General features: G+C 66.6%; 23 protein-coding genes. 11 read left to right on the top strand and 12 right to left on the bottom strand.

From position 1 onward, the window contains the following. Positions 1-7: 7 nt before the first annotated feature. The 9 genes from mutL to RIC54_RS06665 all read right to left on the bottom strand — a co-directional run bounded on the left by mutL (position 8) and on the right by RIC54_RS06665 (position 11,463). Positions 8-1,870 carry a DNA mismatch repair endonuclease MutL gene (mutL, locus tag RIC54_RS06705; RefSeq protein WP_350085754.1) on the bottom strand — a complete coding sequence of 621 codons (1,863 nt, stop codon included), beginning with the start codon at positions 1,868-1,870 and terminating at the stop codon, positions 8-10. Further along, positions 1,867-3,189, bottom strand: a complete 1,323-nt coding sequence (locus tag RIC54_RS06700; RefSeq protein WP_350085751.1) for a phosphoglucose isomerase-related protein — start codon at positions 3,187-3,189, stop codon at positions 1,867-1,869. Before RIC54_RS06700 ends, mutL begins: the two co-directional genes overlap by 4 nt. A 46-nt stretch (positions 3,190-3,235) precedes the next feature. Further along, positions 3,236-4,594, bottom strand: a complete 1,359-nt coding sequence (locus RIC54_RS06695) for a M16 family metallopeptidase (protein ID WP_350085748.1) — start codon at positions 4,592-4,594, stop codon at positions 3,236-3,238. Between the two features lie 12 nt (positions 4,595-4,606). Continuing rightward, positions 4,607-5,968 carry a M16 family metallopeptidase gene (locus RIC54_RS06690; RefSeq protein ID WP_350085745.1) on the bottom strand — a complete coding sequence of 454 codons (1,362 nt, stop codon included), beginning with the start codon at positions 5,966-5,968 and terminating at the stop codon, positions 4,607-4,609. A 101-nt stretch (positions 5,969-6,069) separates the two neighbouring features. After that, positions 6,070-6,714, bottom strand: coding sequence for a DUF3035 domain-containing protein (locus tag RIC54_RS06685; RefSeq protein WP_350085742.1), 645 nt, complete (start codon positions 6,712-6,714; stop codon positions 6,070-6,072). Beyond that, on the bottom strand, positions 6,707-7,216 hold the full coding sequence (lspA, locus tag RIC54_RS06680; RefSeq protein WP_350085739.1) for a signal peptidase II: 510 nt from the start codon (positions 7,214-7,216) through the stop codon (positions 6,707-6,709). The genes RIC54_RS06685 and lspA overlap by 8 nt, the downstream gene beginning before the upstream one ends. A gap of 8 nt (positions 7,217-7,224) precedes the next feature. After that, a complete protein-coding gene (ileS, locus tag RIC54_RS06675) occupies positions 7,225-10,035 on the bottom strand; it encodes an isoleucine--tRNA ligase (protein ID WP_350085736.1) in 2,811 nt (936 codons plus the stop codon). Between the two features lie 36 nt (positions 10,036-10,071). Further along, positions 10,072-11,013: a bifunctional riboflavin kinase/FAD synthetase gene (locus RIC54_RS06670; RefSeq protein ID WP_350085733.1), complete on the bottom strand. Its 942-nt coding sequence runs from the start codon at positions 11,011-11,013 to the stop codon at positions 10,072-10,074. 9 nt (positions 11,014-11,022) lie between these two features. Next, a complete protein-coding gene (locus tag RIC54_RS06665) occupies positions 11,023-11,463 on the bottom strand; it encodes a MaoC family dehydratase (protein WP_350085730.1) in 441 nt (146 codons plus the stop codon). A gap of 443 nt (positions 11,464-11,906) precedes the next feature. On the opposite strand from RIC54_RS06665, the gene RIC54_RS06660 reads away from it, so the two are divergent. The 4 genes from RIC54_RS06660 (at position 11,907) to RIC54_RS06645 (ending at position 14,650) form a co-directional block, all read left to right on the top strand. Beyond that, the gene (locus tag RIC54_RS06660) at positions 11,907-12,707 is read left to right on the top strand and encodes a 2-keto-4-pentenoate hydratase (RefSeq protein ID WP_350085727.1); all 801 of its coding nucleotides are present in this window, start codon (positions 11,907-11,909) and stop codon (positions 12,705-12,707) included. A 27-nt stretch (positions 12,708-12,734) separates the two neighbouring features. Then, positions 12,735-13,466: a 2OG-Fe(II) oxygenase gene (locus RIC54_RS06655; RefSeq protein ID WP_350085724.1), complete on the top strand. Its 732-nt coding sequence runs from the start codon at positions 12,735-12,737 to the stop codon at positions 13,464-13,466. Positions 13,467-13,548: 82 nt separating this feature from the next. Further along, positions 13,549-13,797: an entericidin A/B family lipoprotein gene (locus RIC54_RS06650; protein WP_350085721.1), complete on the top strand. Its 249-nt coding sequence runs from the start codon at positions 13,549-13,551 to the stop codon at positions 13,795-13,797. A 52-nt stretch (positions 13,798-13,849) separates the two neighbouring features. Then, the gene (locus RIC54_RS06645; RefSeq protein WP_350085718.1) at positions 13,850-14,650 is read left to right on the top strand and encodes a sulfotransferase family protein; all 801 of its coding nucleotides are present in this window, start codon (positions 13,850-13,852) and stop codon (positions 14,648-14,650) included. Here the strand turns inward: RIC54_RS06645 and RIC54_RS06640 are convergent, their stop codons facing one another. Further along, complete coding sequence (locus RIC54_RS06640; protein WP_350085715.1) at positions 14,651-16,078, bottom strand: amidase; 1,428 nt, start codon at positions 16,076-16,078, stop codon at positions 14,651-14,653. Positions 16,079-16,540: 462 nt separating this feature from the next. Between RIC54_RS06640 and RIC54_RS06635 the strand changes: the two genes are divergently transcribed. From RIC54_RS06635 to RIC54_RS06625, 3 genes are all read left to right on the top strand, one after another. Further along, positions 16,541-18,154, top strand: coding sequence for a BCCT family transporter (locus tag RIC54_RS06635; protein WP_350085712.1), 1,614 nt, complete (start codon positions 16,541-16,543; stop codon positions 18,152-18,154). A 132-nt stretch (positions 18,155-18,286) separates the two neighbouring features. Then, the gene (locus RIC54_RS06630; protein ID WP_350085709.1) at positions 18,287-19,132 is read left to right on the top strand and encodes a c-type cytochrome; all 846 of its coding nucleotides are present in this window, start codon (positions 18,287-18,289) and stop codon (positions 19,130-19,132) included. Between the two features lie 7 nt (positions 19,133-19,139). Beyond that, the gene (locus RIC54_RS06625; protein ID WP_350085706.1) at positions 19,140-19,640 is read left to right on the top strand and encodes a DUF2165 family protein; all 501 of its coding nucleotides are present in this window, start codon (positions 19,140-19,142) and stop codon (positions 19,638-19,640) included. Between the two features lie 6 nt (positions 19,641-19,646). Here RIC54_RS06625 and RIC54_RS06620 read toward each other — a convergent pair whose 3' ends face one another. After that, entirely contained in the window at positions 19,647-20,381 is a 735-nt protein-coding gene (locus tag RIC54_RS06620; protein ID WP_350085703.1) for a GntR family transcriptional regulator, read from the bottom strand. Positions 20,382-20,540: 159 nt separating this feature from the next. Here RIC54_RS06620 and RIC54_RS06615 point away from each other — a divergent pair, with 159 nt between their 5' ends. The 4 genes from RIC54_RS06615 to RIC54_RS06600 all read left to right on the top strand — a co-directional run bounded on the left by RIC54_RS06615 (position 20,541) and on the right by RIC54_RS06600 (position 24,565). After that, positions 20,541-20,825, top strand: a complete 285-nt coding sequence (locus RIC54_RS06615) for a UxaA family hydrolase (RefSeq protein ID WP_350085700.1) — start codon at positions 20,541-20,543, stop codon at positions 20,823-20,825. Positions 20,826-20,842: 17 nt separating this feature from the next. Then, positions 20,843-22,021: a UxaA family hydrolase gene (locus RIC54_RS06610; protein WP_350085697.1), complete on the top strand. Its 1,179-nt coding sequence runs from the start codon at positions 20,843-20,845 to the stop codon at positions 22,019-22,021. Positions 22,022-22,187: 166 nt separating this feature from the next. Continuing rightward, entirely contained in the window at positions 22,188-23,075 is an 888-nt protein-coding gene (locus RIC54_RS06605) for an MBL fold metallo-hydrolase (protein ID WP_350085694.1), read from the top strand. A 23-nt stretch (positions 23,076-23,098) separates the two neighbouring features. Beyond that, positions 23,099-24,565, top strand: a complete 1,467-nt coding sequence (locus RIC54_RS06600; RefSeq protein WP_350085691.1) for a M81 family metallopeptidase — start codon at positions 23,099-23,101, stop codon at positions 24,563-24,565. A gap of 31 nt (positions 24,566-24,596) precedes the next feature. On the opposite strand, the gene RIC54_RS06595 is transcribed toward RIC54_RS06600, so the two are convergent. Next, the gene (locus RIC54_RS06595) at positions 24,597-26,234 is read right to left on the bottom strand and encodes a sensor histidine kinase (RefSeq protein WP_350085688.1); all 1,638 of its coding nucleotides are present in this window, start codon (positions 26,232-26,234) and stop codon (positions 24,597-24,599) included. Positions 26,235-26,397 lie beyond the last annotated feature (163 nt).

Here is a 26,397-nt window from a genome sequence, read left to right as displayed (position 1 = left end):
CGGAGGGCTACCGCCGCCCGAACAGCCGCTCAATGTCCGTCAGTTTCAGTTCGACATAGGTCGGGCGGCCGTGGTTGCACTGCCCGGAATGCGGGGTCGCCTCCATCTGGCGCAGCAGGGCGTTCATCTCGTCGCCGCCCAGCCGGCGCCCGGCGCGGACCGAGCCGTGGCACGCCATGGTGCCGCACACATCGGCCAGCCTGTCCTTCAGGGCATGGGCGTCGCCGACCTCCGCCAGATCATCGGCAAGATCGCGGACCAATGCCGCGGTATCGGTCTTGCCCAGCAGCGCCGGCACCTCGCGTACCACCACGGCCCCCTGCCCGAAGGCTTCCAGGACCAGTCCGAGTTCCGCGAACTCGTCGGCGCGCTGCACCAGACGGTCGACCGCCGCCTCTTCCAGTTCGACGACTTCCGGCAGCAGCAGGGCCTGGCTCTTGACCCCGCCGGCGGCCAGGGCGTCCTTCATGCGCTCGTACACCAGCCGCTCATGGGCGGCGTGCTGGTCGACGATCACCAGTCCGTCCTCGGTCTGGGCGACGATATAGGTACCGTGGATCTGGGCCCGGGCGGCACCGAGCGGATGACGCTCCGCCACCGGGTCGGTGGGTCCATTCTCGACCCGCGCGGCCGGCGCTGCGCCGAAATCCAGGGTCTGGCCGAGGCGATCGGTCGAGGGCGCCTGCCACGCCGCCTGCGCCTCCGCCAGACCGGCCGACGGCGGCGGTGTCCAGCGGGTGGTGTTCCACGCCGGAGCAGCGTGCCCGGTGTGCGGGCGCAAGCCGTCCGGCCGGAACGCGCCGAGGGTCGCCGCCCCGACCGAGGCCGAGGCCCGGTGCCCGGCTTCGGCCAGCGCGTGCTTCAGGGCGCCGACGATCAGTCCGCGGACCAGCCCGGCATCGCGGAACCGTACTTCGGTCTTGGCCGGGTGCACGTTCACGTCGACCTCTTCGGCCGGGAGTTCCAGGAACAGCGCCAGCATCGGGTGGCGGTCGGATGCCACGAAATCCATGTAGGCGCCACGCACGGCCCCCAGCAGCAGCCGGTCGCGGACCGGCCGGCCGTTCACGAACAGGTACTGATGGGCGCTGGTGCGGCGGTGCAGGGTCGGCAGGCCGGCGTAGCCGGTCAGGCGATACCCCTGGCGCTCGGCATCGATCGCCAGGGCGTCGGCAGCGAAGTCGCGCCCAAGCACGGCACCAAGGCGCGCGAGACGCACCTCGAACAGATCGCCCTGCGCGCCTTCCAGGCTGAGCAGCGTACGAGTGCCATCGGACAGGGTGAAGCCGACCGAAGGCGCGGCCATAGCCAGCCGCTGCAGTATCTCAAGGGCGTGGCTCTGCTCGGTGCGCGGGATCTTCAGGAACTTCAGGCGCGCCGGCGTGGCGTAGAACAGGTCGCGGACTTCGACTCGGGTGCCGGCGGACAGGGCCGCCGGTTCGGGCGAGCCCACCGCACCGCCCTCGACCCGGATCCGCCAGGCCGCCGGCGCCCCCGCAGCGCGACTGGTGATCGACAGCCGGCTGACCGCGCCGATCGACGGCAGCGCCTCGCCGCGGAACCCCAGTGTGGAAATGTGGGTCAGATCGTCGTCCGGCAGCTTCGACGTCGCGTGCCGTTCGACCGCCAGGGACAGGGTGTCGGGATCGAGGCCGTGACCGTCATCGCTGACCTGGATCAGGGTCCGGCCGCCGTCGCGCAGCACCACATCAACCCGCCGCGCCCCGGCATCCAGGGAGTTCTCGACCAGTTCCTTCAGCGCGCTTGCCGGACGTTCGACCACCTCGCCGGCGGCAATCCGGTTGACCAGGGTTTCCGGAAGCCGGCGAACGACCGGCCGGACACCACCGTGGGCGCGCTCTGCGGTCACCCGATCCCCTCGCGGAGATAGCGGCGGGCCAGGACCTTGCTCTCCTCGACCGCCGGCTGGTCGAACGGGTTCACGCCCAGCAGATCGGCCGCGATGATGGTTTCCAGGATGAAATGCATCATCAGGCCGCCCATGACTTCCTCGGTCAGGGTCGGAAACCGGAAGATCCGGGTCGGACAGCCGTTGCGGATCAGGGTCTCGGCCGTCGCCCGCTGCTCAGCCGCCAGCAGGTCGCCGAGGCTCCGCCCCATCATGTAGTCGAGCGCTTCGGCCGCGGGACCGGCGACCTTGGCTTTCGACGACGCGCCATGGCCGCTCGGGTCGGCCAGGATCAGGGTGAACAGCTTGTCGCGCGGGCCGCCCAGGTACAGCTGGAGCTGGCTGTGCTGGTCGACCGCCCCCATGGCATCGACCGGCGTAGTGCCGTGACCGTCCTTGCCCAAGCTTTCGGCCCACAGCTGGCGGAACCAGCCGCCGAAACGTTCGAGCCGGTCGACATACGGCATCAGCACACTCTGGTTGACGCCCTTGCCGGTAGCGAGGCCGACGTTGATGATCGCCCCCACCGCAGGGGCGCAATCGTTCGGCGTCTCGGCCGCCAGCGCCGCCTCCAGCACCGACGCCGCGCCACGCCGTACCGCCTCGACATCGACCCCGGCGATGGCAGCCGGCAGCAGCCCGGTAACCGACAGCGCCGAGTAGCGGCCGCCGATGTTCGGATCATGGTCGAGGCAGAACAGGCCGTAGTGCCCGGCGACGGCACGCAACGGATTGTCGGTGTTCTCGGCGATGCAGGTCATGCGGGTCGCCAGATCGTCGGCACCCAGCCGCTGGTTCAGCCGGTCCAGCACCGCCAGCGTCTGCGCCAGGGTCTCCGCCGTCCCACCCGATTTGGAGATCGACAGAAAGCCGGTTCGCCCCAGATCCAGCCGGCCCATCAGGGCATCGAATGTCCACGGGTCGATGTTGTCCATGAACCACAGCCGCGGCGACCCCGCACTTGGTCCGAACCCGGAATCGGCCAATCGGCACAAGGTCGCTCCACCCAGGGATGACCCGCCGATCCCGAGGACCACCACGTCGGAGAACTCGGAGCGGTAGCGGTCGACGATCGGCCGCCATGCCACGAGGTCGTCGCGCCGGTTCGGCAGCGCCAGCACGGGCAGTTCGCCCGACGCTTTCGCCTCGCGCAGCCGGTCAACGGACGCCATGGCCCGGGGCATCAACGCGTCATGCGCGGCATGGTCGAGCCCGGCCATGCCGACCACGTCCGCAAAGGTCGCACTGACGTCATGGGTGAATGGGCACTGCATCAACATCCGGCAACCTCCAACAGTCGACATTACCAGATATGGTATGTCGACGTCATCCGCCCTGGGCTGGAACACCCGGCACCGACGGCACCGGGGCTGTTGCCGTCACGCCTTCCGGCTTGCCGACCACGACCACCGTCAACTGGTCAGGACGATACAGCCGGCGCGCCACCCGCTTCATGTCATCCAGCGTCACGGACCCATACAACGCATCGCGCCGCGCAAGATAGTCAATCGGCAGGTCGCCTTCCTGTAATCCCATCAGCACGCTGGCGGTTCCATCGGAGTCGACCAGCCGAAGCGGGAACGAACCCAGCAGGTAGGTCTTGGCGTCGGCCAGTTCCCGCTCGGTCGGCCCGCCCTCGGCCATGCGTTTCCACTCCTGGCGGACCAGGTCGATGGACTCCGCGACCCGTGCGTTCTGGGTGGCAAGTCCGCCCATGATCAACGGGGCGTGGTCGAGCGGCAGCAGATAGGCGTAGACACCGTAGACGAGGCCGCGCTTCTCGCGGATTTCCTCGGTCAGGCGTGACCCGAACCCGCCAGCCATGATCTGGTTGAGCAGCGAGGCGGCATACCAGTCGGGGTCTTCACGGGCGATCCCGGCGTGCCCGAACACCACCACCGACTGCGGCACATTGTCCTGGACCACGAAGGTCTGCCCGGCGGCGGTCGGCGCGACGTCCGGAGCCGCCGCCGCCCCCTTGAAGGTCGGAAGTGCGCCAAAGACCTGATCAAGGAGCGCCGACAACGTGGCGGCATCGATGTCGCCCACGGCCGACACGATGAGGCCCTGGCGCACGAAGGTCGTGTTCACGAACTCCCGCATGTCGTCGTCCGTTACCGCCGATACGCTGTCCAGGGTCCCGTCGCCCGACCGTCCGTAGGGATGATTCGCGAAGCTCGCCCCCCACCATGCCCGGCTGGCAATCGTCCGGGGCCGCTGCAGGTCGTTGCGCAGCGACGCCATGACCTGCGCCCTGATCCGCTCCACCGGTTCGGCGTCGAAGCGCGGTGCGGTCAGCGCCAGCCGCAGCAGCTCGACCGCGGTGTCACGGGTCTCGGTCAAGGTCGTCAGGTCGCCGGAAAACCGGTCGATCCGGGCACTGAATCGCAGGGAGATCGAATCGTCGCTCAACGCCTGCTGGAACGCCGTCGAGTCGCGTTCACCCGCACCCTCGTCAAGCAGGCCGGACACCAGCCGGGCCCGGCCCTCCTTGCCCACCGGGTCGGACGACTGGCCACCGGCGAACGAGAACGACAGGGTCAGGATCGGGTTGCTGTGATCCTCCACCAGCCAGGCCTTGACGCCGCTGGTGCTGGTGACTTCCTGGATGTCGAGTGCCGAAGCCGTGACCGGCCACGCCGACACGCCGAAGAACAGGATGATCAGGGCAAGGGTTCTGCGCATGGCTGATCCTCCTCAGCTGGCCGGCTTCGGGCGCAGGATCGAGGTCACCGACTGCTCGGGCACAAGCACGGTTTTCGCCGCTTCGGCAATCCGGGATGCGGTGACCGCGGCGATCCGCTCCGGCCACTCCTCGACGTCCGCGATCCCGCTTCCCGCGGCCACGGCCTGGCCGAACAGGCGGGCTGGGGCCAGCATATCGTCGCGGGCGAAGATGGCGCGGCGTTTCATGCGAACGATGGCCGAAGCAACCTCGTCGTCGGTAACGCCGTCGCGCAACAGCCGCGCCACTTCGGCCTCGACGGCCGCCTCGAGAGCCGCAAGGTCGGTACCGTCGCGTGGGCTGGCGTAGACAGAAAACGTCTGTGGGCCCAGTCCATCGGGCGAGTATCCGGCACCCGCAGCCACCGCCAGCCCCTTCTCGACAACCAGGCTGCGGTACAGGCGGCTGGTGGTCCCGCCGCCCAGGATCTCAGCCATGACCTCAAGCGGCGAGGCCAACGTGGTGTCGCCCCATACGACGCCGGGTGCGAGCCACCGTCGGGCCCAACTCGGCTGGTCGACCCGCGGGCTCGACATTTCCAATCGCCGGGCAGCGCGCTGCGGCGGCTCCTGTCCGCGCATCGCGACCCGGTCCGGAATATCCCGCGCCGGAATCACGCCATAGGTTGCCTCGGCCATCGATCGGACTTCCGCAGCGGTCACGTCGCCGGCCACGACAAGGACCGCGTTGTTCGGCGCATACCAGGTCCGATAGAACGCGATCGCGTCGTCATGACTGAGCCGGCGCATCTCATTCTCCCAGCCGATCACCGGGATGCGATAGGGATAGGCCAGATAGGTCGCGGCGATAACCTGCTCGCCGAACTGTGCCGAAGGATCGTTGTCGGTGCGCGTGCGCCGCTCTTCCAGAATCACCTCGCGCTCGGACTCCACATCCTGCGGCAGCAACTTCAGATTCGCCATCCGGTCGGCTTCCAGCGCCATCATGCGGCCAAGCTGGTCCTTGGCGACGTTCTGGTAGTAACCGGTGTAGTCGTAGCTGGTGAAGGCGTTCTCGCTGCCTCCCACCTGGTTGATGATGCGGGAGAACTCACCCGGCGCCCGGGTCTTGGTTCCCTTGAACATCAGGTGTTCCAGGAAATGCGCGATGCCTGACTGGCCGAACGGCTCGTCGGCGGACCCAACCTTGTACCAGACCATGTGGCTGACCACCGGAACCCGGTGGTTCGGCACCACGACGACCTGGAGGCCGTTGTCGAGCGTGAAGGTTTCGGGCTCGAAGATCCCGGCCGTCGAGGGCGACGTCGCCCACACCAGCCCGATGGCAACAACAGCGGCGAACAGCGCGGAGCGCCTGGACGTACGAATCGGCACGAGATCCCTCCCGGACGGCAAAGAACAAGCTGTCACAACAGAACCGAAACGCGGCGCCGATAAGGCAACGACGTCAACCGTTGCTCGGTTTCAACGGGCGATCAGAAAAGACCGCTCAGGAATCCGCCGCGCTTGCGTTCGATGGTCGGGGTTTCGCCGGTGTCGATCGGCTGGCCAAGCGCCGAGTTCTCGCGGAGGCGCTTGCTCTCCTTGGTCGCGTCGACGAGCACGCCCGGCTCCGGTTTGTCCCGCCAGAACAGGACTTTGTCGATCGGATACTGCTCCTCGTACACGAAGCTGGCGGTCTCTTTGTTGACCAGCTGCCGGATGTTTGGATCCGCCTGGTCGAGCTGAAGTTGGTCGCGCAACGCCGACGCCCCGCCCGACGATACCGGTGCACGCGGAGCCGCCTGCACCGTCGGCCCTGACATGCTGGTACCGAACACGCTGGTGGAGCTGGCGGTTCTGGTCGGCGTCTGGGATGCCGCCCTCCGCCCAAGAATCCGCTCGGCTGCCGCATCGGTCGGCGACTGTTCCTGCGGCCTGGCTGTCCCCGGCTCCGGCGGCCGCAGGTCATAGTTCGGCGGCAACGCCAGCGGCGCGCGCGCGACAACCTGGAACTCGTCGGGAGCGTCCTTGTCGTAACCGAGAGCGCCCCGGATCTGCCCGCAACCGCCGAGCAGGGCCGAGACCGTCAATACCGCGGCAACCGCAGCGGCCTGATGTCGTGTCTTTCCCTTACCCATCGCTGGTCCGTCCTCCTTCGGACGCCCGCGCCCCGGTTCCAATCCCCAGGGCATCGAGCAGCAACAATCCGACTCCCAGGGTAATCGCAGCGTCGGCAATATTGAAGGCCGGCCAGTGCAGATCACCCCAATGGGTGTCAATGAAGTCGACCACCGCGCCGTACAGCGCCCGATCGATCGCGTTGCCGACCGCCCCGCCGATCACGAGGCCGAGCCCGGCACCGAGCACCCACCCCTCCGCGCGCACGAGCCATATCACCAACGCCACCGCTACGACGAGAGCAAATCCACCGAGCAGCCACGGCCCCCATGCCGAATCATTCGACAGGAGTCCGAAACTGACGCCCCGGTTCCAGACCGGGACCATGTTCAGAAACGGCCCCAGTGTGATCCGGGTCGGCGGGTCGAACAGCGCGTCGAGTGCCCAGACCTTGCTCACCCGGTCCAGCGCGACCGTAGCGGCGGCCAGCGTCAGACCAAGGAGAAGGGGAGCGCGACTCATCGGGCGCATCACTCCGCCGCGTCGAGAGTGGCCGAGACCGCATCGGAGCATCGCCCGCAGATCGGCTCTCCCTCCGCCACCTCCGGCAGTACCCGCCAGCAGCGCTCGCACTTCGCACCGTCGGCGAGACCGGGCGTTACCGCGACACCCGTCACTTCCGGCAGCCGATAGGCGTCACCGGGGCCGTCGCCCTCGACCAATGTTGCGCCGGACGTGATGAAGACCTCGGCCGGATCGACGCCCTGCATGCCGGCCAGCAGGTCGGCCCCGGCGTAGACCGTGGGATGGGCCTGCAGCGAGGCGCCGATGCGCTTCTCCGCCCGCTCCAGTTCGATCGCGCCGGTCACCACGCGCCGCAACTGGCGGATCTTCGCCCACTTCGAGGCCAGCGCCTCGTCGCGCCAGCCGGCCGGGATTGCCGGATATTCGCGAAGATGCACCGAATCACCCGGCCCGGTGTTGCGGGACCGCCATGCTTCTTCCGCGGTGAAGCACAGGATCGGCGCCAGCCAGGCGGTCAGGCAGTCGAACAACTGCGCCATCACGGTGCGGGCCGCCCGGCGCCGCACCGAATCCGGACGGTCGCAGTAGACCGCGTCCTTGCGGACGTCGAAGTAGAACGCCGACAGGTCGACCGCGCAGAACTGGTGGATCTGCGTGAACAGGGTGTGGAAGTCGAAATCGTTGGTGCATCGGCGGACCACCACGTCGAGTTCGGCGATCCGGTGCAGCACCCAGCGCTCCAGCTCCGGCATCTGCTCGGCCGGCAGCCGCTCGGCATCGGTGTACCCGTCGAGGGCGCCAAGCAGATAGCGCAGGGTGTTGCGCAGCCGCCGGTAGTGGTCGGCCTGGTGCTTCAGGATCTCGGGGCCGATGCGCAGGTCCTCGGAGTAGTCGGAACTGACCACCCAGAGCCGCAGGATGTCGGCGCCATACTTGTCCATCACCTCCTGGGGCGCGGTCACATTGCCGAGCGACTTCGACATCTTGCGCCCGTCCTGGTCGAGCACGAAGCCATGGGTCAGCACCGCGTCGTACGGCGCCCGTCCGCGGGTGCCGCAGGATTCCAGCAGTGACGAATGGAACCAGCCGCGGTGCTGGTCGGAGCCTTCCAGATACAGCGACGCCGGCCATGCGAGGTCGGGATCGTTCTCCAGCACGAAGGTGTGGGTCGAGCCGGAATCGAACCAGACGTCGCAGATGTCGGACACCTGCTCGTAGTCGGCCGCATCATAGTCGTTGCCGAGGAATCGCGACGGCGGCGACGCGAACCAGGCATCCGCGCCCTCGGCCTCGAATGCCTGGGCAACCCGCTCCAACACCGCCGGGTCGCGCAGCGGCTCGCCGGTCTTCTTGCTGACGAACACCGGGATCGGCACGCCCCAGGCGCGCTGACGGCTGATGCACCAGTCCGGCCGGCCCTCGATCATGCCGCGCAGCCGGGTCTGGCCGCCGGCCGGCACGAACCGGGTGTCGTCGATCGCCTTGAGGGCGGTCTTGCGCAGGTCGTTGGTGTCCATCGAGATGAACCACTGCGCGGTGTTGCGGAAGATCAGCGGCGCCTTCGAGCGCCAGGAATGCGGATAGGAGTGCTTGAGCTTGCCACGGGCGACGATGCCGCCGTGATCGCGCAGGATGGCCGCGATCTTCATGTTGTCGTCGATCACGTTCATGCCGGCGAAGATCGGCACGTGGTCGTAGAACAGGCCGTCGTCGGCAACGGTCTGCGGGATCTCCAGCCCATGCTTCTGGCCAAGCACGAAGTCATCGGCGCCGTGACCGGGAGCGATATGCACGAAACCGGTGCCCTGGTCGTCGGTCGCGAACTCGGCCGCCAGGGCCGGCACGTCGTAGTCGTATCCGTGGCTACGCAACGGATGCGCGCAGACCGTCCCGGCCAGCGCCGACCCTTTCAGCCGCGCCACCTCGGTGACCGCCTCGATTCTGGTCTGCGCCTTGAAGTCGTCGAGCAGGGCGACCGCGCAGACCAGCTTCTCACCAACCTTGGCCAAACTGTTCTCGGCAACCGCCGCGACCTCGATCACCGCGTAGTCGATATCATCGCCATAGGCGACGGCGCGGTTGCCCGGCATGGTCCAGGGGGTGGTCGTCCAGATCACCACCGACGCGCCTTCCAGCGCCGTGTGCCCGGCGGTCACGACCGGAAAGCGGACGTGGATCGTGGTCGAGACGTGGTCGTGATACTCGACCTCGGCGTCGGCCAGCGCGGTCTTCTCGACCACCGACCACATCACCGGCCGCGCACCCTTATACAGGCCGCCGTTCAGCAGGAACTTGCCGATCTCGCGCGCGATCTGCGCCTCGGCGGCAAAGGTCATCGTCGTGTAGTAGCGGTCCCACAGCCCGGTCACGCCAAGCCGGCGGAACTCCTCGCGCTGGGTCCCGATCCACTTGTCCGCGAACGTCCGGCACTCGCGGCGGAACTCGACGATTGGCACGTCGTCCTTGTTCTTGCCGCGGGACCGGTAGTCCTCCTCGATCTTCCACTCAATCGGCAGGCCGTGGCAGTCCCAGCCCGGCACATAGGCGATCTGCTTGCCGGCCATATGCTGGGAGCGGTTGATGACGTCCTTGAGGATCTTGTTCAGCGCGTGGCCGATGTGCAGATGACCGTTCGCGTAGGGCGGGCCGTCGTGCAGGATGAACTTCTCGCGGCCGGCACGCACCTCGCCGATCCGGCGATCGAGGTCGATCTCGTTCCACCACGCCTGGATCTCGGGCTCGCGCTGCGGCAGGCCCGCACGCATCGGGAACTCGGTCTTCGGCAGAAACACCGTATTCTTGTAGTCGGTCGTCATCACTGGTCCTTCCCGGGCAACCGGGTCCGGCCGGGGTCAGACCCCCAGCATCTCCCGCGCCCGCGCCGCATCGGCGGCGATCTGCGCCTTCAGTTCGTCAAGGCCGCCAAATTTCCGTTCCGGCCGGATAAAGTCAACCAGACGCACGCGCAGGCGCCGCCCGTACAGCTCGATCGACCGGTCGAACAGGTGGGTTTCCAGCAGCACGCCGCGATCATTGACCGTCGGCCGCACGCCGAGATTGGCCACGCCCGTCATCCAGGTACCGGCGCCTTCACCATCCGCCAGCGCCGCGCGCACCGCGTATACCCCCAGCTTGGGGCAGATCAACGGGCCAAGGCGCAGGTTGGCGGTCGGAAAGCCGATGGTGCGGCCACGCCGGTCACCCTCCTCGACGATCCCATCGATCTCCCAGGGAGATCCCAGCAGCGAGGCCGCGCCACGCGGATCACCCTCGGCCAGGCACTGTCGGATCCGGGACGAGGAATACACCGCTCCGTCGCTCTCATGCACCGCGGACACCCGGGTGGCGCCGAAGCCCAGATGTCCGGCGCGCTCGATCAGCATGTCCGGCGTGCCGCGGCGGCGATGGCCAAAATTGAAATCGTAGCCGACGACCACATGACGCAGCCCGAGGGTGTCATAGAGGACGTCGTCGACGAAGCTCTCCGCTGACACGTGCGCGAACGCATCGTCGAACGGCAGTTCGAACAGCACGTCGACGCCCAGTTCCTCCAGGCGAGCCGCCCGGCCCTGAGAGGTAGTCAGGCGAAACGCCGCGGCGTCCGGCTGAAAGAAGCGGCGGGGATGCGGCTCGAAGGTCAGCACGGCCAGCGGGGCGTGCAGGTCCCCGGCAATGCGCGCAGCCTCGCCGATCACCGCCCGATGGCCGAGATGAACACCGTCGAAATTGCCAATGGCCGCCACGGCACCGCGATGCAGGGGCTCGACCGCATCCAGTGAGCGCACGATCTTCATGTTCCGGCCCTAGGCGGCCGCTCGGGCGCGTACGGGAACAAGAATGAGAGCGTCCCCGTCGATCACCACGGTGCTGCCGACCTTGCATCGCGACTTGAACGACACCCGCTTCTTCTCCCGATCGATCGCCGTCACCTCCACCACGGTCAACACCGTGTCGTCGATCCGAACCGGCGCCAGGAACCGCAGGGTCTGGGAGATGTACACCGATCCCTTGCCCGGCATCACCGTTCCGAACACCTTGGATATGAACGCCGCCGACAGCAGGCCATGGGCGATCCGCCCCTTGAACATCGTGTCCTTCGCGTAGTCGTCGTCAAGATGCAGCGGGTTGTGGTCGCCCGACACCTCGGCAAAGGACTCGATCATGTCCTGCGTCACTACGCGCTCGTACTCGGCGCGCATTCCGACTTCCAGATCCTCCAGGAAGTACTGCTTCACGGAGTGCATGCCTGCCCCTCGTTGTGCGCCGCAAAATGGCGGGCGACTATAACGGCGGGCTCCACGACGAACAAGAACGCGACCGCAACAGAAAGCCGTGAACCCGCCAACTATGGATTCTGAGCCGGCGCCGGCAGCGTGACGACAAAGCAGGTATGCCTGCGCAAGCGATCGACCGACAACTGGCCCTGCCGGCTTAAGAGCAGCCCAGAGAGGACGCATATGATGGAAAGCGGCAATCCTTCAGGTGTCTCCAGCAGGGCGCCTGCATAAACCGAAGCCGTGGATTGCCGGTGACCAACGGATTGCCGTTGAACCGGTCATCGCGTGTCAGGTCAGGCACGACGAACACGTTCGGCTGCAAGATCGCGTGCGCACCGACACTTCGCATCGGATGGACACACCCGGCCGGTTCCGTGGAGAATGCCGCGCCACGAACGGGGATCCCCAACATGCCGATGACCGCCGAAGCGATCGAGACCGCCGCCCGCACCCTGCAGGACCACCGCCGCCGCGTCGTGCCGCTGCCGGCGCTGCCGGATGCCTGCCGCCCGGCGACCACCGAGGAAGGGTACGCGATCCAGCAGGCGCTGATTGATCTGCGGATCCGCGAGGGCGGCGCGCGCTCGATCGGCTGGAAGATCGGCGCCACCAACCCGGGCGCGCGCGAACTGCTGGGCGTCTCCGAGCCGTTCTTCGGCGTGCTGCTCGACAACCTCACGACCGATTCCCCGTCAAGCTTCGTAGCGGCGCAGATGTTCCAGCGGGTGATCGAGCCGGAGATCGCCGTGCTGATCGGCGCCGATCTCGATCCCGCCGACGCACCGTTCGACGCAGCGGCGATCCGCCAGGTCGCGCGCGCGGTCCTGCCAGCGATTGAAGTCGTCGACACACCGTTGTCCGCCGGGTTGAAGGCGGGCGGACCGTCGCTGATCGCCGACGACGGCAGCCACGGCCGCTGGGTCAAGGGAGCGCCGGTCGCCGACTGGCAGAACCTGGACCTGCTGGAGCACAAGGTGTCGATGGCGGTCGACGGCTCGGTGGTCCGCGAAGGCCGCGGCGGCAACGTCGACGGTGGACCGTTCGGCGCGACCGCGTGGCTCGCCACCGCGCTGGCGGCCCGTGGCCTGGGCCTCAAGGCCGGGCAGTATGTCACGACCGGCACCACCACCCAGCCTATCCCCGTGGAGGCCGGGCAGACCGTGGTGGCGGATTTCGGTATGCTTGGCCGCATCGAAATCCGTTTTAGCTGACCATCCCTTCACCGACAGGAAGCCGTCTTGACCTACTGGTTTGACCCAGACCAATTGCTGCCATTCGGCTACGAGAAACGCGCGGAGTACGCCGGCGCCGACCCGTTCCCGCACATCGTCATCGAGAACTTCCTGCCGGCCGACCGGATCGACGCCATCCTGGCGCAGTTTCCGTCTCCTGATTCACCGTACTGGCACACCAAGAACCAGCCGGACTCCCGGAAACAGGACACCACCCCGGACTACGTCGCGGAACTGAAGATGCCGCCGGTGATCCGCGAGGCGATGTGGCAGTTCAATTCCAGCCTGTTCCTGTTTTTCCTCACCCATCTGACCGGCTATCGCGGACTGACCGGTGACCCCTGGCTGTACGGCGGCGGGATCCATCAGATCCTGCCGGGCGGCCTGCTGAAGATTCACGCCGACTTCAATGTCCACGAGTTCACCGGGCTGCTGCGCCGCATCAACGTCCTGGTCTACCTGAACAAGGACTGGGACCCGGCCTGGGGCGGCGACCTCGAGTTGTGGGCGCCGGACATGAGCCGGTGCATGCGTCGGGTAGCTCCGAACGCCGGCACCTGCGTGATCTTCAACACCAGCGCCACGTCGTATCACGGCCACCCGGACCCGCTGCGCTGCCCGGACGGCCGGACCCGCAAGTCGCTGGCGTTCTACTACTACACCATCGACCCGGACCACGACCCGCGTGCCAAGCGCACCAACACGGTTTGGAAGAAGCGTCCCGGAGAGACATTCTGAACCGGCACCCACGCGTGGTGGCGTTTGCACCGCAATGACCGACATCCTATTTTAGGGCCGTCGCGGAGGAGGATCTGAACTGATGAGCATCATGCGCTTTGCTCCCTGGATCGTGGCCGGGCTGCTGGCCGTCGGCGGCGCGGGTTGTGAAAACACGGTGCGCGGCTTCGGCCAGGACATGCAGAAAACCGGCAAGGCGATCGAAAAGGCGACCGGAACCAGTGGCGGCTCGTCGTCCCAGCCGGCCGGATCGGCGCCGGCACGGGCACCGGCTGCGTCGCCATCCCCCTCGGCAGCCCCGGCGGCGCCCACGCCGCTCAAGACGCAGTAGCCGCCGCCGATCGATCGTTGCCCCGCCGCCATCGGCGCGATACACGCACCGCATGACGACGAACGCCCCAATTCTGTTCATCGGCGGCCTTGGCGGTTCAGGAACCCGGGCGGTGGCCGGCGCCGTTGCCGAACTCGGCTACTATCCGGGTGGCTGCCTGAACGAGTCGAACGACAACCTGATCTTCACCGAGCTGTTCAAGCGACCGGACTGGCTGCGTGCCGACCCACCGGCGGGCCGGATCCGATCCCGCCTGCAGCTGTACGAATCGGTGATGACCGGGGGCGTGCGGCTTCGCCATCTGCTTCGGGCCCCGGCACTGCACCGTTTCCGCCGCGACCAGGGGGGTGGACTCGCCGACGCGCCCGATTCCATCGGCTGGATGACCAAGGAGCCGAACTGCCACATCTTTCTCGAAGCGATCCTGGAGACTTGGGCGCAGGCAGCGTTCGTCTATGTCTCACGGCATCCGCTCGACATGGCGTTCAGTGACAACAAGGGCCAGCTCGGCAACTGGTCCTGGCTGTTCGATCTCGACCCGACCGAGTGGCCGACCCGCGAAGCCGCACAGCTCGAATACTGGATCCGCACCCAGAAGCGCCTGGACACCCTGATCGCGCACTACCCGGGACGAATACTGCCACTGCGCTTCGACGACTTCGCCGAGCGTCCGGTCGAGCAACTGACCGCCTTGGTTGATGCCCTCGGTTTGCCCGTTCCGGTCGAACGCATCGTCCCGGCCTGTGCCGACGTCATCCGGCCGGAGGGCATCGGCCGGTGGCGGAGCCGTGACCTGTCGGCTTTCTCGCCCGAACAGATCGGATTCTGCCGCGACGCCGGCTGGGACGTCTGATCAGGCCCGTGGCGGGCGCGGGTCGACCGGCAGGGTGTGCGCCCAGGGTGCCGCCTGCTCGAACAGTGCCGCTGCCGACAGCAACGCCGCCTCGCCGCGGGGAGGGCCGGCGATCTGCAGGCCGACCGGCAGGCCACTCTCGGTGAACCCGGCGGGCACCGAAATCGCCGGCAGGCCGGCGCAGGTGAACGCGTAGGCCACGGTGCACCACTCGATGTAGTTCGAGAACCGGTGGCCGTTGCACTCTTCCAGATAGCGCTGTTCGATCGGGTAGGGCGGCGCCACGGTCGCCGGCGACAGCACCAGATCGTAGGTCTCGTAGAACGCCCGGACCCGGTGGTACAGCCGGCCGCGCGCCAGTTCGGCGGCGGCGATCTCTTCGGTGGTCAGCGCCAGGCCCTTCTCGATGTTCCAGATCACTTCGGGCTTCAGTTTGTCGCGATGCCGGACCAGCAGGTCCTTCTTGGACGTCGCGAACGCCATCGCCCGCAGGGTCTGGAAGATCAGTTGGACGTCGCTGAAGTCGGGACTTGCTTCCTCGACGACGCATCCGAGTTCCTCGAAGCGCCGGGCCGCCCGCTCGATGATCGTCGCGACTTCCGGGTCGACCGGGGTGATGCCGCCGAGGTCCACGCTGAACGCCACCCGCTTCGGCTTGCGCGCGGCGGCCGTCGAACCCACGAATGACTGCGCCGGCTTCTCCAGCGACATCGGGTCGACCGGACTCCACCCCGACATGGCGTCCAGCATCAACGCGCAGTCGGCCACCGTGCGCGCCATCGGCCCCTCGACCGACATGCTGCCGAACGGCAGGGCGCCGGGGCCATGCGCCACCCGTCCCGGCGTGGGCCGGAGACCGACGATGCCGCAGAAGCTGGCCGGGTTGCGCAGGCTACCGCCCAGGTCCGAGCCCGAGGCCAGCCATGCAGTACCAGTGGCGAGCGCCACCGCCGAGCCGCCGGAGGATCCGGCGCAACTCTTGGACGTATCCCAGGGATTCAAGGTTGCGCCGAACACCTCGTTGAAGGTGTTGGCGCCCGCCCCGAACTCAGGAGTGTTCGACTTCGCGTAGATCACGCCGCCCGCCGCCTCCAAGGTGGTCACCGCCACGTCGGAGCTGTCGGGCACGGTGTCGGCGAAGATCGGCGAGCCTTGGGTGGAGCGCACCCCGGCGACGTTCAGCAGATCCTTGATCGCCACGGGCAGGCCGGCCAGCACTCCGCGCTCGGCCATCGGCGTGGCGCCCAGCGTCTTGGCCCGGTCGCGCGCGCGCTCGAAGCACAAGGTCGGCAACGCGTTGACCGCCGGCTCGACCTCGGCGATCCGCACCTCGAGCGCATCGAGCAGGTCGAAGGTGGTGACCTCGCCGGACTTCAGCAGGGCAACGATCTCGGTCGCGGTCTTCGCGATCAATTCTGAGGCGGGCATGGGTCCGGTCCGGGTCGATGGCGGGACGCCCATCAAACCGCCGTCGCACCGATCAGGCAAGCAATGATCTCAGAGCGACTTCATGGATCAGCGCGGAGATCTTCAGAGTGAAATTCAGGTCGCCGTGTTGATAAACATGTCGTTTTTCGACACGATGATGACCTCGATCCTGACAAGCTGATGCACTCAGGGGAGGATGATACGATGCCGGGCACATGAGCCTCGGCAGCATTCAGGGACAAGTTCACAGAACCGATCACCGCACCGGAGTTTGATCTTCGGAGCAATCTGGAATGGTCGCGGTGTATTGTCGGATCGTTTCTGATTTCGAGAGACCGTCCGAAGAACCCATGCTGGACGTATTCCAGGGTCGCGTCGCGAACGCAACGTTGCAATGCGCCAAGCATACAGACCGGCGACGCGTCATCGCCGATCGTCGTACTTGCAACCAGAGGAGCCTCTATGTCCGATACATCAGGACTGAGCCCCGACGGGGCGGCCAATCCCATCGAGACCGACTACGAGATTGGCCAGCACAACATACAGAACAAGCTCGGCCCCTTCGGGTTCGACATCCACAATCCGGTGTTCGTGATCTCCGGGCTCACAATCGTCGCGTTCGTGTTCCTGACGCTGGCGTTCCAGAATGATTTGGGCCCGTTGTTCTCGGCGCTGCGGAGTTGGCTGACCTCGACGCTCGACTGGTTCTTCCTGTCGTCGGCGAACATCTTCGTTTTGCTTTGCCTCGCTCTGGTCGTCTCACCGCTCGGCAAGGTCCGGCTCGGCGGAACCGAGGCCACGCCCGACTACACCTATACCGGCTGGTTCTCGATGCTGTTCGCCGCCGGCATGGGCATCGGCCTGATGTTCTATGGCGTGTCCGAGCCGATCTCGCACTTCTCGTCTTCTCTGGCGGAAGGTGCTGGCTCCCCCGACAGCTGGGCGCCGCTCGCCGGAGCCGTTGGCGACCCCGAGGGCGCGCGCCGTCTCGGCATGGCCGCAACGATCTTCCACTGGGGGCTGCATCCCTGGGCGATCTACGCGATCGTTGCCCTGGCGCTGGCCCTGTTCACCTACAACAAGGGCCTGCCGCTCACGCTCCGGTCGGTATTCTACCCGATCTTCGGTGAACGCATCTGGGGTTGGCCGGGGCACATCATCGACATCCTGGCGGTGTTCGCCACCCTGTTCGGCTTGGCGACCTCGCTCGGCCTGGGTGCCCAGCAAGCCAACGCCGGCCTGGAATTCCTGTTCGGTCTGCCGGTGAGCAACCTGTCGATGGTGATCCTGATCACGCTGATCACGGCCGCCGCCCTCATATCGGTGGTGGCCGGCCTCGAGGCCGGGGTTAAGCGTCTGTCCGAGATCAACATGGTGCTGGCCATTGTCCTGCTCGGCTTCATCATCATTGTCGGGCCGACGATCGCGATCCTGACCGGGTTCTTCAAGAATCTGCTCGCCTACGCGGAGTACCTGCCGGCCCTGTCGAACCCGGTTGGCCGCAGCGACGACAACTTCCGGCAGGGCTGGACCTCGTTCTACTGGGCGTGGTGGATCTCCTGGTCGCCCTTCGTCGGGATGTTCATCGCCCGGGTCAGCCGCGGCCGCACCGTGCGAGAGTTCATTGTGTGCGTCCTGCTGATCCCGTCTGCGGTCTGCGTGCTCTGGATGACCGCGTTCGGTGGTACCGCGATCAGCCAGATCGTCAACGACGGCTACCAGGGTGTCACCGGCGCCGCGCTGGAACTGAAGCTGTTCATGATGCTGCAGGAGCTGCCGCTGGCTCAGCTCACCTCCTTCATCGGCATCATCCTGGTCATCGTGTTCTTCGTGACCTCGTCGGATTCCGGCTCGCTGGTCATCGACACCATCACCGCCGGCGGCAAGGTCAACGCTCCGACCCCGCAGCGGGTGTTCTGGTGCGTGTTCGAAGGTCTGGTGGCGATCGCGCTGCTGCTCGGCGGCGGATTGGCCGCCCTTCAGGCGATGGCCGTATCGACCGGCTTTCCATTCACCATCGTGCTGCTGGGAGCTTGCTATGCCGTGGTCAGGGGCTTGATGAGCGAGCCGCGCTGAACCACTGGATCAACGTACATGGAAAGGGCGCCTCGGCGCCCTTTCTGCGTTGAGGGTGCTGCACGCTCTCCCCAACCCATTGGATCTGGATAAGATACCGCCCGTCGCCCGCCTGCCTGTCGGAGAGGTTTCATGGTCTGGACGCGCCTGTGGCCCTGTTTTCTCCTCGCCGTCGCGCTGCTGGTCCAGCCCGGCTCCTCTTCTGCTGCCGCCGAGACGACACTGACGATCGTCGACGCCAAGGGCGAGGCGCACGACTTTCCGATCGACACCCTGCTGGCCCACCCCGATGCCGACACCATCATGGTCACCGGCGATCCGGCCTATGGCACTGATTCGCCGCGCTACCGGGTGATCCCGATGTCCAGGCTGCTTGCCGGCATTCCCGTGGAAGGCGCCGACATCCTGATGGCGACCGCGCTGGACGGCTTTGTCGCCCAGCTTCCGGCCGCCAGGGTCCTCAGCAGCGATCCGTCCGGAGCCATCGCCTATCTGGCGATCGAGGACCCGGCCAAACCCTGGCCGAACCTGAAGGGCAAGGACGTCAGCGCCGGCCCCTACTATGTCGTTTGGATCAACCCGAAGCTGTCGGGCATTGGCCCGGAAGCGTGGCCGTTCCAGACCATTCGCCTGGAGTTGAAGGAGTCGGTCGCCAAGCGCTACCCGGCAATTTTGGTCGCCGACACGTTGCCCGCCGATGCCCCGGCCCGCCGTGGCCTGGCGCTGTTCATCGACAACTGCTTCGTCTGCCACAGGATGAACGGCGGCGGCGAGGCGACGATCGGCCCCGACCTGAACCTGCCGATGAACCCGACCGAGTACTTCCAACCGGCGGTCCTGCCGCGCTTCCTGCGCGATCCATCGTCAGTGCGGCACTGGGCCGACCAGAAGATGCCGGGTTTTGCCGCCGACGTGCTGAGCGACCGGGACCTCCAGGACATTGTCTCATACCTCGCCCACATGGCGGGCCGACGATGACCCCACCATGACCTGTACCGGCATCGATCTGGTGCGTTGGGCGAAGCTGATCGGCGTCGCCGGCATCGCCCTGCACATGACGCTCGCGGCGCTGGGAAACGTCGTCGACTACGACAGCAACTGGGCGTTCGTGCAGCACGTCCTGTCGATGGACACCACGTTCAAAAGCCCAGCGCTGATGGGCCGCGCAATCACCGATCCGACCCTGCAGACCGCCGCCTATCTTGCGATCATCGCCGCCGAAATGGCGGGCGCGGCCCTGCTGTGGTCGGGATTCGTGGTGCTGTGGCGGGCTCGCACCGCCAATGCTGACGGATTTCACGCGGCCAAGGGTCTGGCGCTGTTCGCGTTGATGTGGTGCTTCGCGATCTGGACGATCGGCTTCATCGCGATCGGCGGCGAGTGGTTCGCCATGTGGCAGTCCGAGACCTGGAACGGGCAGTCGGGGGCCACCCGGTTCGCCACCGTCACCGGGATCGTCATGGTGTTCCTGGCAATTCGCGAATAGCCCGCGTCAGACCAGTTCGACCCGGTAGCGATGGACGTCCGTGCGGCAGCGGCTGAGCCGCCATTCCACCGGCACGCCGTCGAGCGAGGTTGCCAGCCGGTCGATCTCCAGCAGCGGGGTGCCGGGGGCGACCGCCAGCAGTTCGGCCTCGCGTTCGGTCGCCGCCACCGCCGTCAGCTGTTCGGCCGCCCGGTAGACGGTCACGCCGAACCGCTCCTCGTACAGCGTGTAGAGGGTGTTCGGCAGGTCGGCCGGGGCAACCTGTGCCAACTCGCCGAACAGCCGGGCCGGCAGCACCAGACGCTCGACCAGCAGCGGCCGGCCCGCAACCGAACGGGTGCGGTCGATCACCACCACCGGGGCGCCGGCGGTCAGGCTCAGCCGCGCCGCCTCCGCCTTCTCGGCCCGGCGGCGGAAACAGGCAAGCACGAGGCTGGCCGGCGTCGGCCGTTGGCCAGCCGGGTCGACCAGCCGGAAGAAATGGAACAGCGAACGCTCGGGGTCGTGCCGGCAGACGATCGTGCCCTTCCCCTGCTGGCGGACCAGCAGGTTCTCGGAAACAAGCTCGTCGAGCGCACGGCGCACCGTGCCGGGGCTGACGCCGAACGCCTCGGCCAGGCGCGGTTCGCTCGGCAGCATTTCGCCCGGCTTCCAGGTCTCGTCGATCAGGTTGCGGATCACCCGCTGCTTGACCTGCCTGTACAGCGGGCCAAGACCCGGCCTCATCCGTTCGACGTTCAACGCGCGGCGCTCCGACTTGTGCCTGTTCAATCGAGTCTTGTATAAGACCTACAAGTCTTGTACTCAACGATGATCAGCGGAACGGCCACTCAGATCGCCGGCCGCCCGATGAAGCGTCCCCGAGGAAACGTCCCCGATACCCTCCTATCGAGAGCTGCGATGACCAATCATTTCAACGTCCATCACAAGACCGATACGGTCGGCGTGATCACGGTCGAAGGCATCGAAGCCGGTCAGGACCTGACCGGCTGGATCATGGAGACCGACGAGACCATCACCCTGAAGGCGCTGGATCCGATTCCGATCGGCCACAAGATCGCGCTTGGCGACATCAAGTCGGGCGACACGGTCATGAAGTACGGCCATGACGTGGGCAAGGCGGTTGCCGCCATCGGCAAGGGCCACCACGTCCACGTCCACAACATGAAGACCAAGCGCTGGTAAGCGGGGAGAGACGGGCAATGGCCACCAAGGACAAGCTGAACTTCTGGGGCTACCGCCGTGAGAACGGCCGGGTCGGCATCCGCAACCACGTCATCATCCTGCCGCTCGACGATCTGTCGAACGCCGCCTCCGAGGCGGTCGCCAACAACATCAAGGGCTGCCTCGCCATTCCGCACGCCTACGGGCGGCTGCAGTTCGGCGCCGATCTGGACCTGCACTTTCGGACCCTGATCGGCACCGGCAGCAACCCGAACGTCGCCGCGGTGATCGTGATCGGGATCGAGCCGGGCTGGACCAAGCGGGTGGTCGACGGCATCGCGGCCACCGGCAAGCCGGTCGAGGGCTTCGCGATCGAGCAGCACGGCGACATCAGCACCATCGCCCGCGCCTCCTACCGGGCCAAGCAGTTCCTGCAGGACGCCTCGGAGAAGCTGCGCGAGGAGTGCAAGATCGAGGAGTTGTGGGTCTCCACCAAGTGCGGCGAGAGCGACACCACCTCCGGTCTCGGCTCCTGCCCGACCGTCGGCAACCTTTACGACAAGCTCGACCCGATGGGCATCACCTCGTGCTTCGGCGAGACCTCGGAGATCACCGGCGCCGAGCATGTCTGCGCCAGTCGGGCGATCAACGAGGAGGTCGGGAAGAAGTTCCTGGCAACCTGGCAGGCCTACATGGACGAGGTCATCGAGCCGCATAAAACCTCCGACCTTTCGGAGAGTCAGCCGACCAAGGGCAACATCGAGGGCGGGCTGACGACCATCGAGGAAAAGGCCTTCGGCAACCTGGAGAAGATCGGCAAGAACGTGAAGTACATCGACGTCCTGGAACCGGCCGAGGCGCCGTCCAAGGGTCCGGGCATGTACTTCATGGACACCTCTTCGGCCGCCGCCGAATGCGTGACCCTGCAGGCCGCCGCCGGGTTCGCGGTGCACCTGTTCCCGACCGGCCAGGGCAACGTCATCGGCAACCCGATCGAGCCGGTGATCAAGCTCAGCGCCAACCCGCGTACCGTGCGCACCATGGGCGAGCACATCGACCTGGACGTCTCCGGCATCCTGCGCCGCGAGATGACGCTGGACCAGGCCGGCGACGCGCTGATCAACGTGATGATCAGCACCTGCAACGGCCGTCTGACGGCGGCGGAGGCCCTGGGCCACCGCGAGTTCGTTCTGACCAAGCTGTACCGCAGCGCCTGATCGTCTGAACGACCCGGATGCGAGGCGGCATCGGCGATGCCGCCTCGCCCGCCGCCCGGGATTGTGCAAACAATGATCCGGCGGCGACCGACCGCGGGCGCCTGCTGAATTGTCCGTCCCGCGTGCGCCGCCGTACCGCGCGATCCGTCGACGAGGAGGCGAAGTCATGACCGGCAAACCGATCATCCAGGCGTTCTTCGACGAACCCACCAACACCATCAGCTATCTGGTCGCCGACCCGGCGACGGGGCAGGCCGCGGTGATCGACCCGGTGCTGGACTACGAGCACAGCGCCGGCGAGGTCGACACCCGCTCGGTCGAGACCATCCTGAAGGCTGCGGGCGACGCCGGCTTCACGATCGTCTGGACCCTGGAAACCCACGCCCACGCCGACCACCTGTCCGGCTCGCCCTACATCAAGGCCAAGACCAGAGCCAGGATCGGGATCGGCGAGCACATCAAGGACGTGCAGCGCATCTTCCGCCCTGTGTTCAACGCCGACGATCTGAAGACCGACGGCAGCGATTTCGACCATCTGTTCGCCGACGGCGAGACCTTCCGGATCGGCGACTTGGAGGCCCAGGTGCTGTACACTCCCGGCCACACCCCGGCCGACATAACCTACCTGATCGAGGGATCCGGTTTCGTCGGCGACACGCTGTTCATGCCGGATTACGGCACCGCGCGCGCCGATTTCCCCGGCGGCGACGCCCACGAACTGTTCCGCTCGATCAAGAAGCTGATGACCCTGCCGCCGGAGACCCGGCTTTTCATGTGCCACGACTACAAGGCCCCCGGCCGCGATCAGTACGCCTGGGAGACCACGGTGGCCGAGCAGCGGACCACCAACGTGCACGTGAAGGAGGGTGTATCCGAGGATGAGTTCGTGGCGATGCGCACCGCGCGCGACGCCAAGCTGTCAACGCCGCGCCTGCTGCTGCCGGCGGTCCAGGTCAACATCCGCGCCGGCCGATTTCCACCGGCCGACGCCAATGGGGTGCGCTACCTGACGATCCCGGTGAAGCTGAAAGGCGGCGCCGAGGCCGGAGCGTAGACGGGCCGCGGGCGGGTACGGAAATGACCGCGCGGGTCCTGATCGCCGGGCTATGGCACGAGACCAACACGTTCTCGCCGATCGCCACCGACCTTAAGGCGTTCCGCGCCTACCAATGGGCGGAAGGCACGGATCTGGCCACCCGTTACGCCGGCACCAACACCGAGATCGGCGGCATGCTGAAGGGCGCGGCAGCGGTGGGGTTCCAGGCAGTACCCGGCCTGTTTGCCGGGGCCATCCCGTCCGGCCCCGTCACCGCGTCCGCCTTCGAGACCCTGGCAGGACGGATCGCCGATGCGGCTCGCCGCGAACGGCCGGACGGCATCCTGCTGGCCCTGCACGGGGCAATGGTCGCCGAGGGCGTGCCCGAGGCGGACGCAGCCCTGGCTCGCAGGGTGCGCGATTGTGCCCCGGCGGATGTCCCGATCGTCGCCACCTACGACCTGCACGCCAACATCTCGCAGCCGCTGGTCGACGCCTGCGACCTGCTGATCGGCTACGACACGTTCCCGCACACCGACATGGGTGCACGCGGCGAGGAAGCGGCCGCCCGGCTGGCGGCGCTGCTGGCGACCGGGAACCGTCCCGCCAAGGTCTTCCGCAAGCTCGCGATGATCACCGTGCCGCAGACGCAGGCGACGGCCGAGCCGCCGATGGCCGCCGTCATGGCGCGGGTGGCACAGGCCGAGGCGGTCGACGGCGTGGATGTGGTCTCGGTCGCACAGGGCTTCGCCTACGCTGATGTCGACCATCTGGGCATCGCGGTCACCGGCTTTGGCAGCGACCCGAAGGCGGTGACGCGCGAGGTCGCTGCTGTCGTCGATGCCATCGAGACGGCCCGTGAACAATTCCAACCGGTGCTGGTTCCGGTGATGGAAGCCGTCGGCGTCGCGGCGGAACCGGGTACCGGTCCGGTCGTGTTGGTCGAACCCGCCGACAATGTCGGCGGCGGCGCGCCGGGCGACGGAACGGCAATCCTCGCGGAGATGGTGCGTCGCAGGGTGCCCGGCACCATCGTGATCTGGGACCCGTCAGCGGCCGCGGGCGCGCGCGGGAGGAAGCGGTTTGCCGGTCCGGTCGGCGGACGTACCCTGCCCGACCTCCACGGTGCTCCTGTGACGGTCGAAGGGACCGTGGTGTTCGACGAACCGGCCGTACGCTACGTGCGCGACGGCGCCTACATGACCGGCCAGCAGGTGCCGATGGGCGATGTCGCGGTAGTGCGTACCGATTTCGGGCTCAACGTCGTGCTGACCGGCGAACGGGTGATGCCGTTCGACGACACCCATCTACGCCGGGTCGGCATCGACCCGGCAGGCGAGCCGGCGCTGGTCGCGAAATCCGGCAGCGCCTGGAAGATCGCGTTCCAGGCGATCGCCCGCCGCGCCGTGGTGGTCGACACCGGCGGCGTCTGCGCGTCGCTGATCGAACGCCTGCCGTACACCCGTAGCGGGCCTCGGCGCTGCTGGCCCTTGAACGGGGTATGCTGACCGCATGAGTGGCGCGCCGCCGGACACATTCCTAGATTGGCGTCGACTGAAGCGGCGTCGGGTCGTCCAGCGTAGGCGATACCCTGATACGGGGCAGCCGCAGGAACGCAACCGTCCCGACGCCATGCTCTGACTGGAGTTCCAGGTCGCCGCCGTGGGCCTTGGCCAGAGCGCGTGCGATGTTCAGGCCAAGGCCAGTTCCGCCTGTGCTTCGGATCATCGTCCTGCTGGCTTGGCCAAACGGTGCCTGTGCCCTTTGCAAGTCGGCTTCAGTCATGCCGATCCCGGTGTCGCAGACCCTGATCTCGAGCCAAGCGTCGTTCAGATCAACCATGATCCTGACGTTGCCTCCGCGCCCCGTAAACTTGATGGCATTGGACAGCAGGCTGACGATCATCTGCTTCATGGCCTGCTGATCAGCCCGGACAATCACGGTCGTGGCCGCGCAGGAGACATCAATACCCGAATCGAGCGCCTCTTGCCGCAACAGCATGACACAACGCTCCAGCACGCCCTGGAGCGGCGCGCATTTGTCCCTAGGCTGGTATCGACCGGACTCGATGCGCGTCAAGTCGATCATGTCATTGATCAGCGATAGGAGATGTTCGCCATTCTGGTGGATGTAGTCGAGATACTTGATGTTCTCTTCCGAGTGCCGCGAGGGACTACGACCAGTTGCCCTCAGAATCTCGGAGAAACCAATAATGGCATTCAGCGGAGTTCGCAGTTCGTGACTGATCAAGGCCAGGAAGTCGGATTTCGCTTGATAGGCGGACTCTGCCTGTCGTCGCAGTTCAAGTTCCGCAGAAGCGTGCGCATCGGACTCGTCCCGCGCGCTGGCCAGGGACAGTGCCAGAGCCTGCAGTTGATGGTGCCTGTCGCGCAGGCATTTGATGGTCCCGTAGGCGCGAGCGATGACCAAGAAGATCAACGGGCCGATGACCGCAAGCACCGCTAGTCCCGGACCGATCAATTGCGCCAGGAGGTCGCCCCCCGGCCGTTCCGGTTGCCAATGAAGGTGCGCCAGCACCTCACCCGTGGTCGTCGACAATGGCAGGGACGCATGGGCGGAACGCGCATCTGAAGACAGTCGTAGCCGTGTGAGCAGATAATTCTCCGCAATCGAGTCGAGCTTGGCTGCGTCAAGGGCCCGGACATAGATCAACACGGTCGGCCTACTCTCCCCGCTCCCATCGTCGCGACCGTCTTGATTCTGCACGGGAGCGGCGGCTGCCATCGCCGCCGCGCCGTCGAGCAAGACGAAGCCCGATCTCACGCGTTCAGGTGGTGCGCCTTGACTCTCTCGCGCCGCTTGGATCAATGGGCGAAGCCCGGCAGTGACCCGATCGGTCAGTTCGCCGGGGAAGCGTTCGCCCTCGATCATCTGGTAGATTGCCCGGTCTCGCCCGTCGACCACGAACGTCGCGTCCATGGCGAGGTTTTCGTACGCCCACCTGCCAATGTTCTCCGTTGCCCAGGTCTCGTTGACGTTGAGCACCAGGTTCTCGACCGCATCGTCCCAGACCGCGTAGTCCCTGACGTACCCGGCTATCGCCAACATCTCGACGCTCAAGACGCTCTGGGCGAGATGCTCTGATGCCTTGAGCGCCAACTCATTCTGGCGGTGCGCCGCGTATGCCAACAGAACCGCTATCACCGCAAGGAACACGATGATCAGGAATCCGAGCGGTGCGAGGGAGCCGGAGAGCGAGGGTCTCGCGGTCCAAGGATCGTCGAGTGGAACTAGGGTCTCGGCCCTGGAAGCGGGAACGTCAGACTGCAAGTGATCTGCCCAATCGTTTGCGCGGGAGGCCGAGTTGCGGCAACGCCGG

It is taken from the genome of Thalassobaculum sp. (assembly GCF_040219215.1).
Taxonomy (GTDB): domain Bacteria; phylum Pseudomonadota; class Alphaproteobacteria; order Thalassobaculales; family Thalassobaculaceae; genus Thalassobaculum_A.
This window is presented reverse-complemented; position numbering and strand designations above follow the sequence as displayed.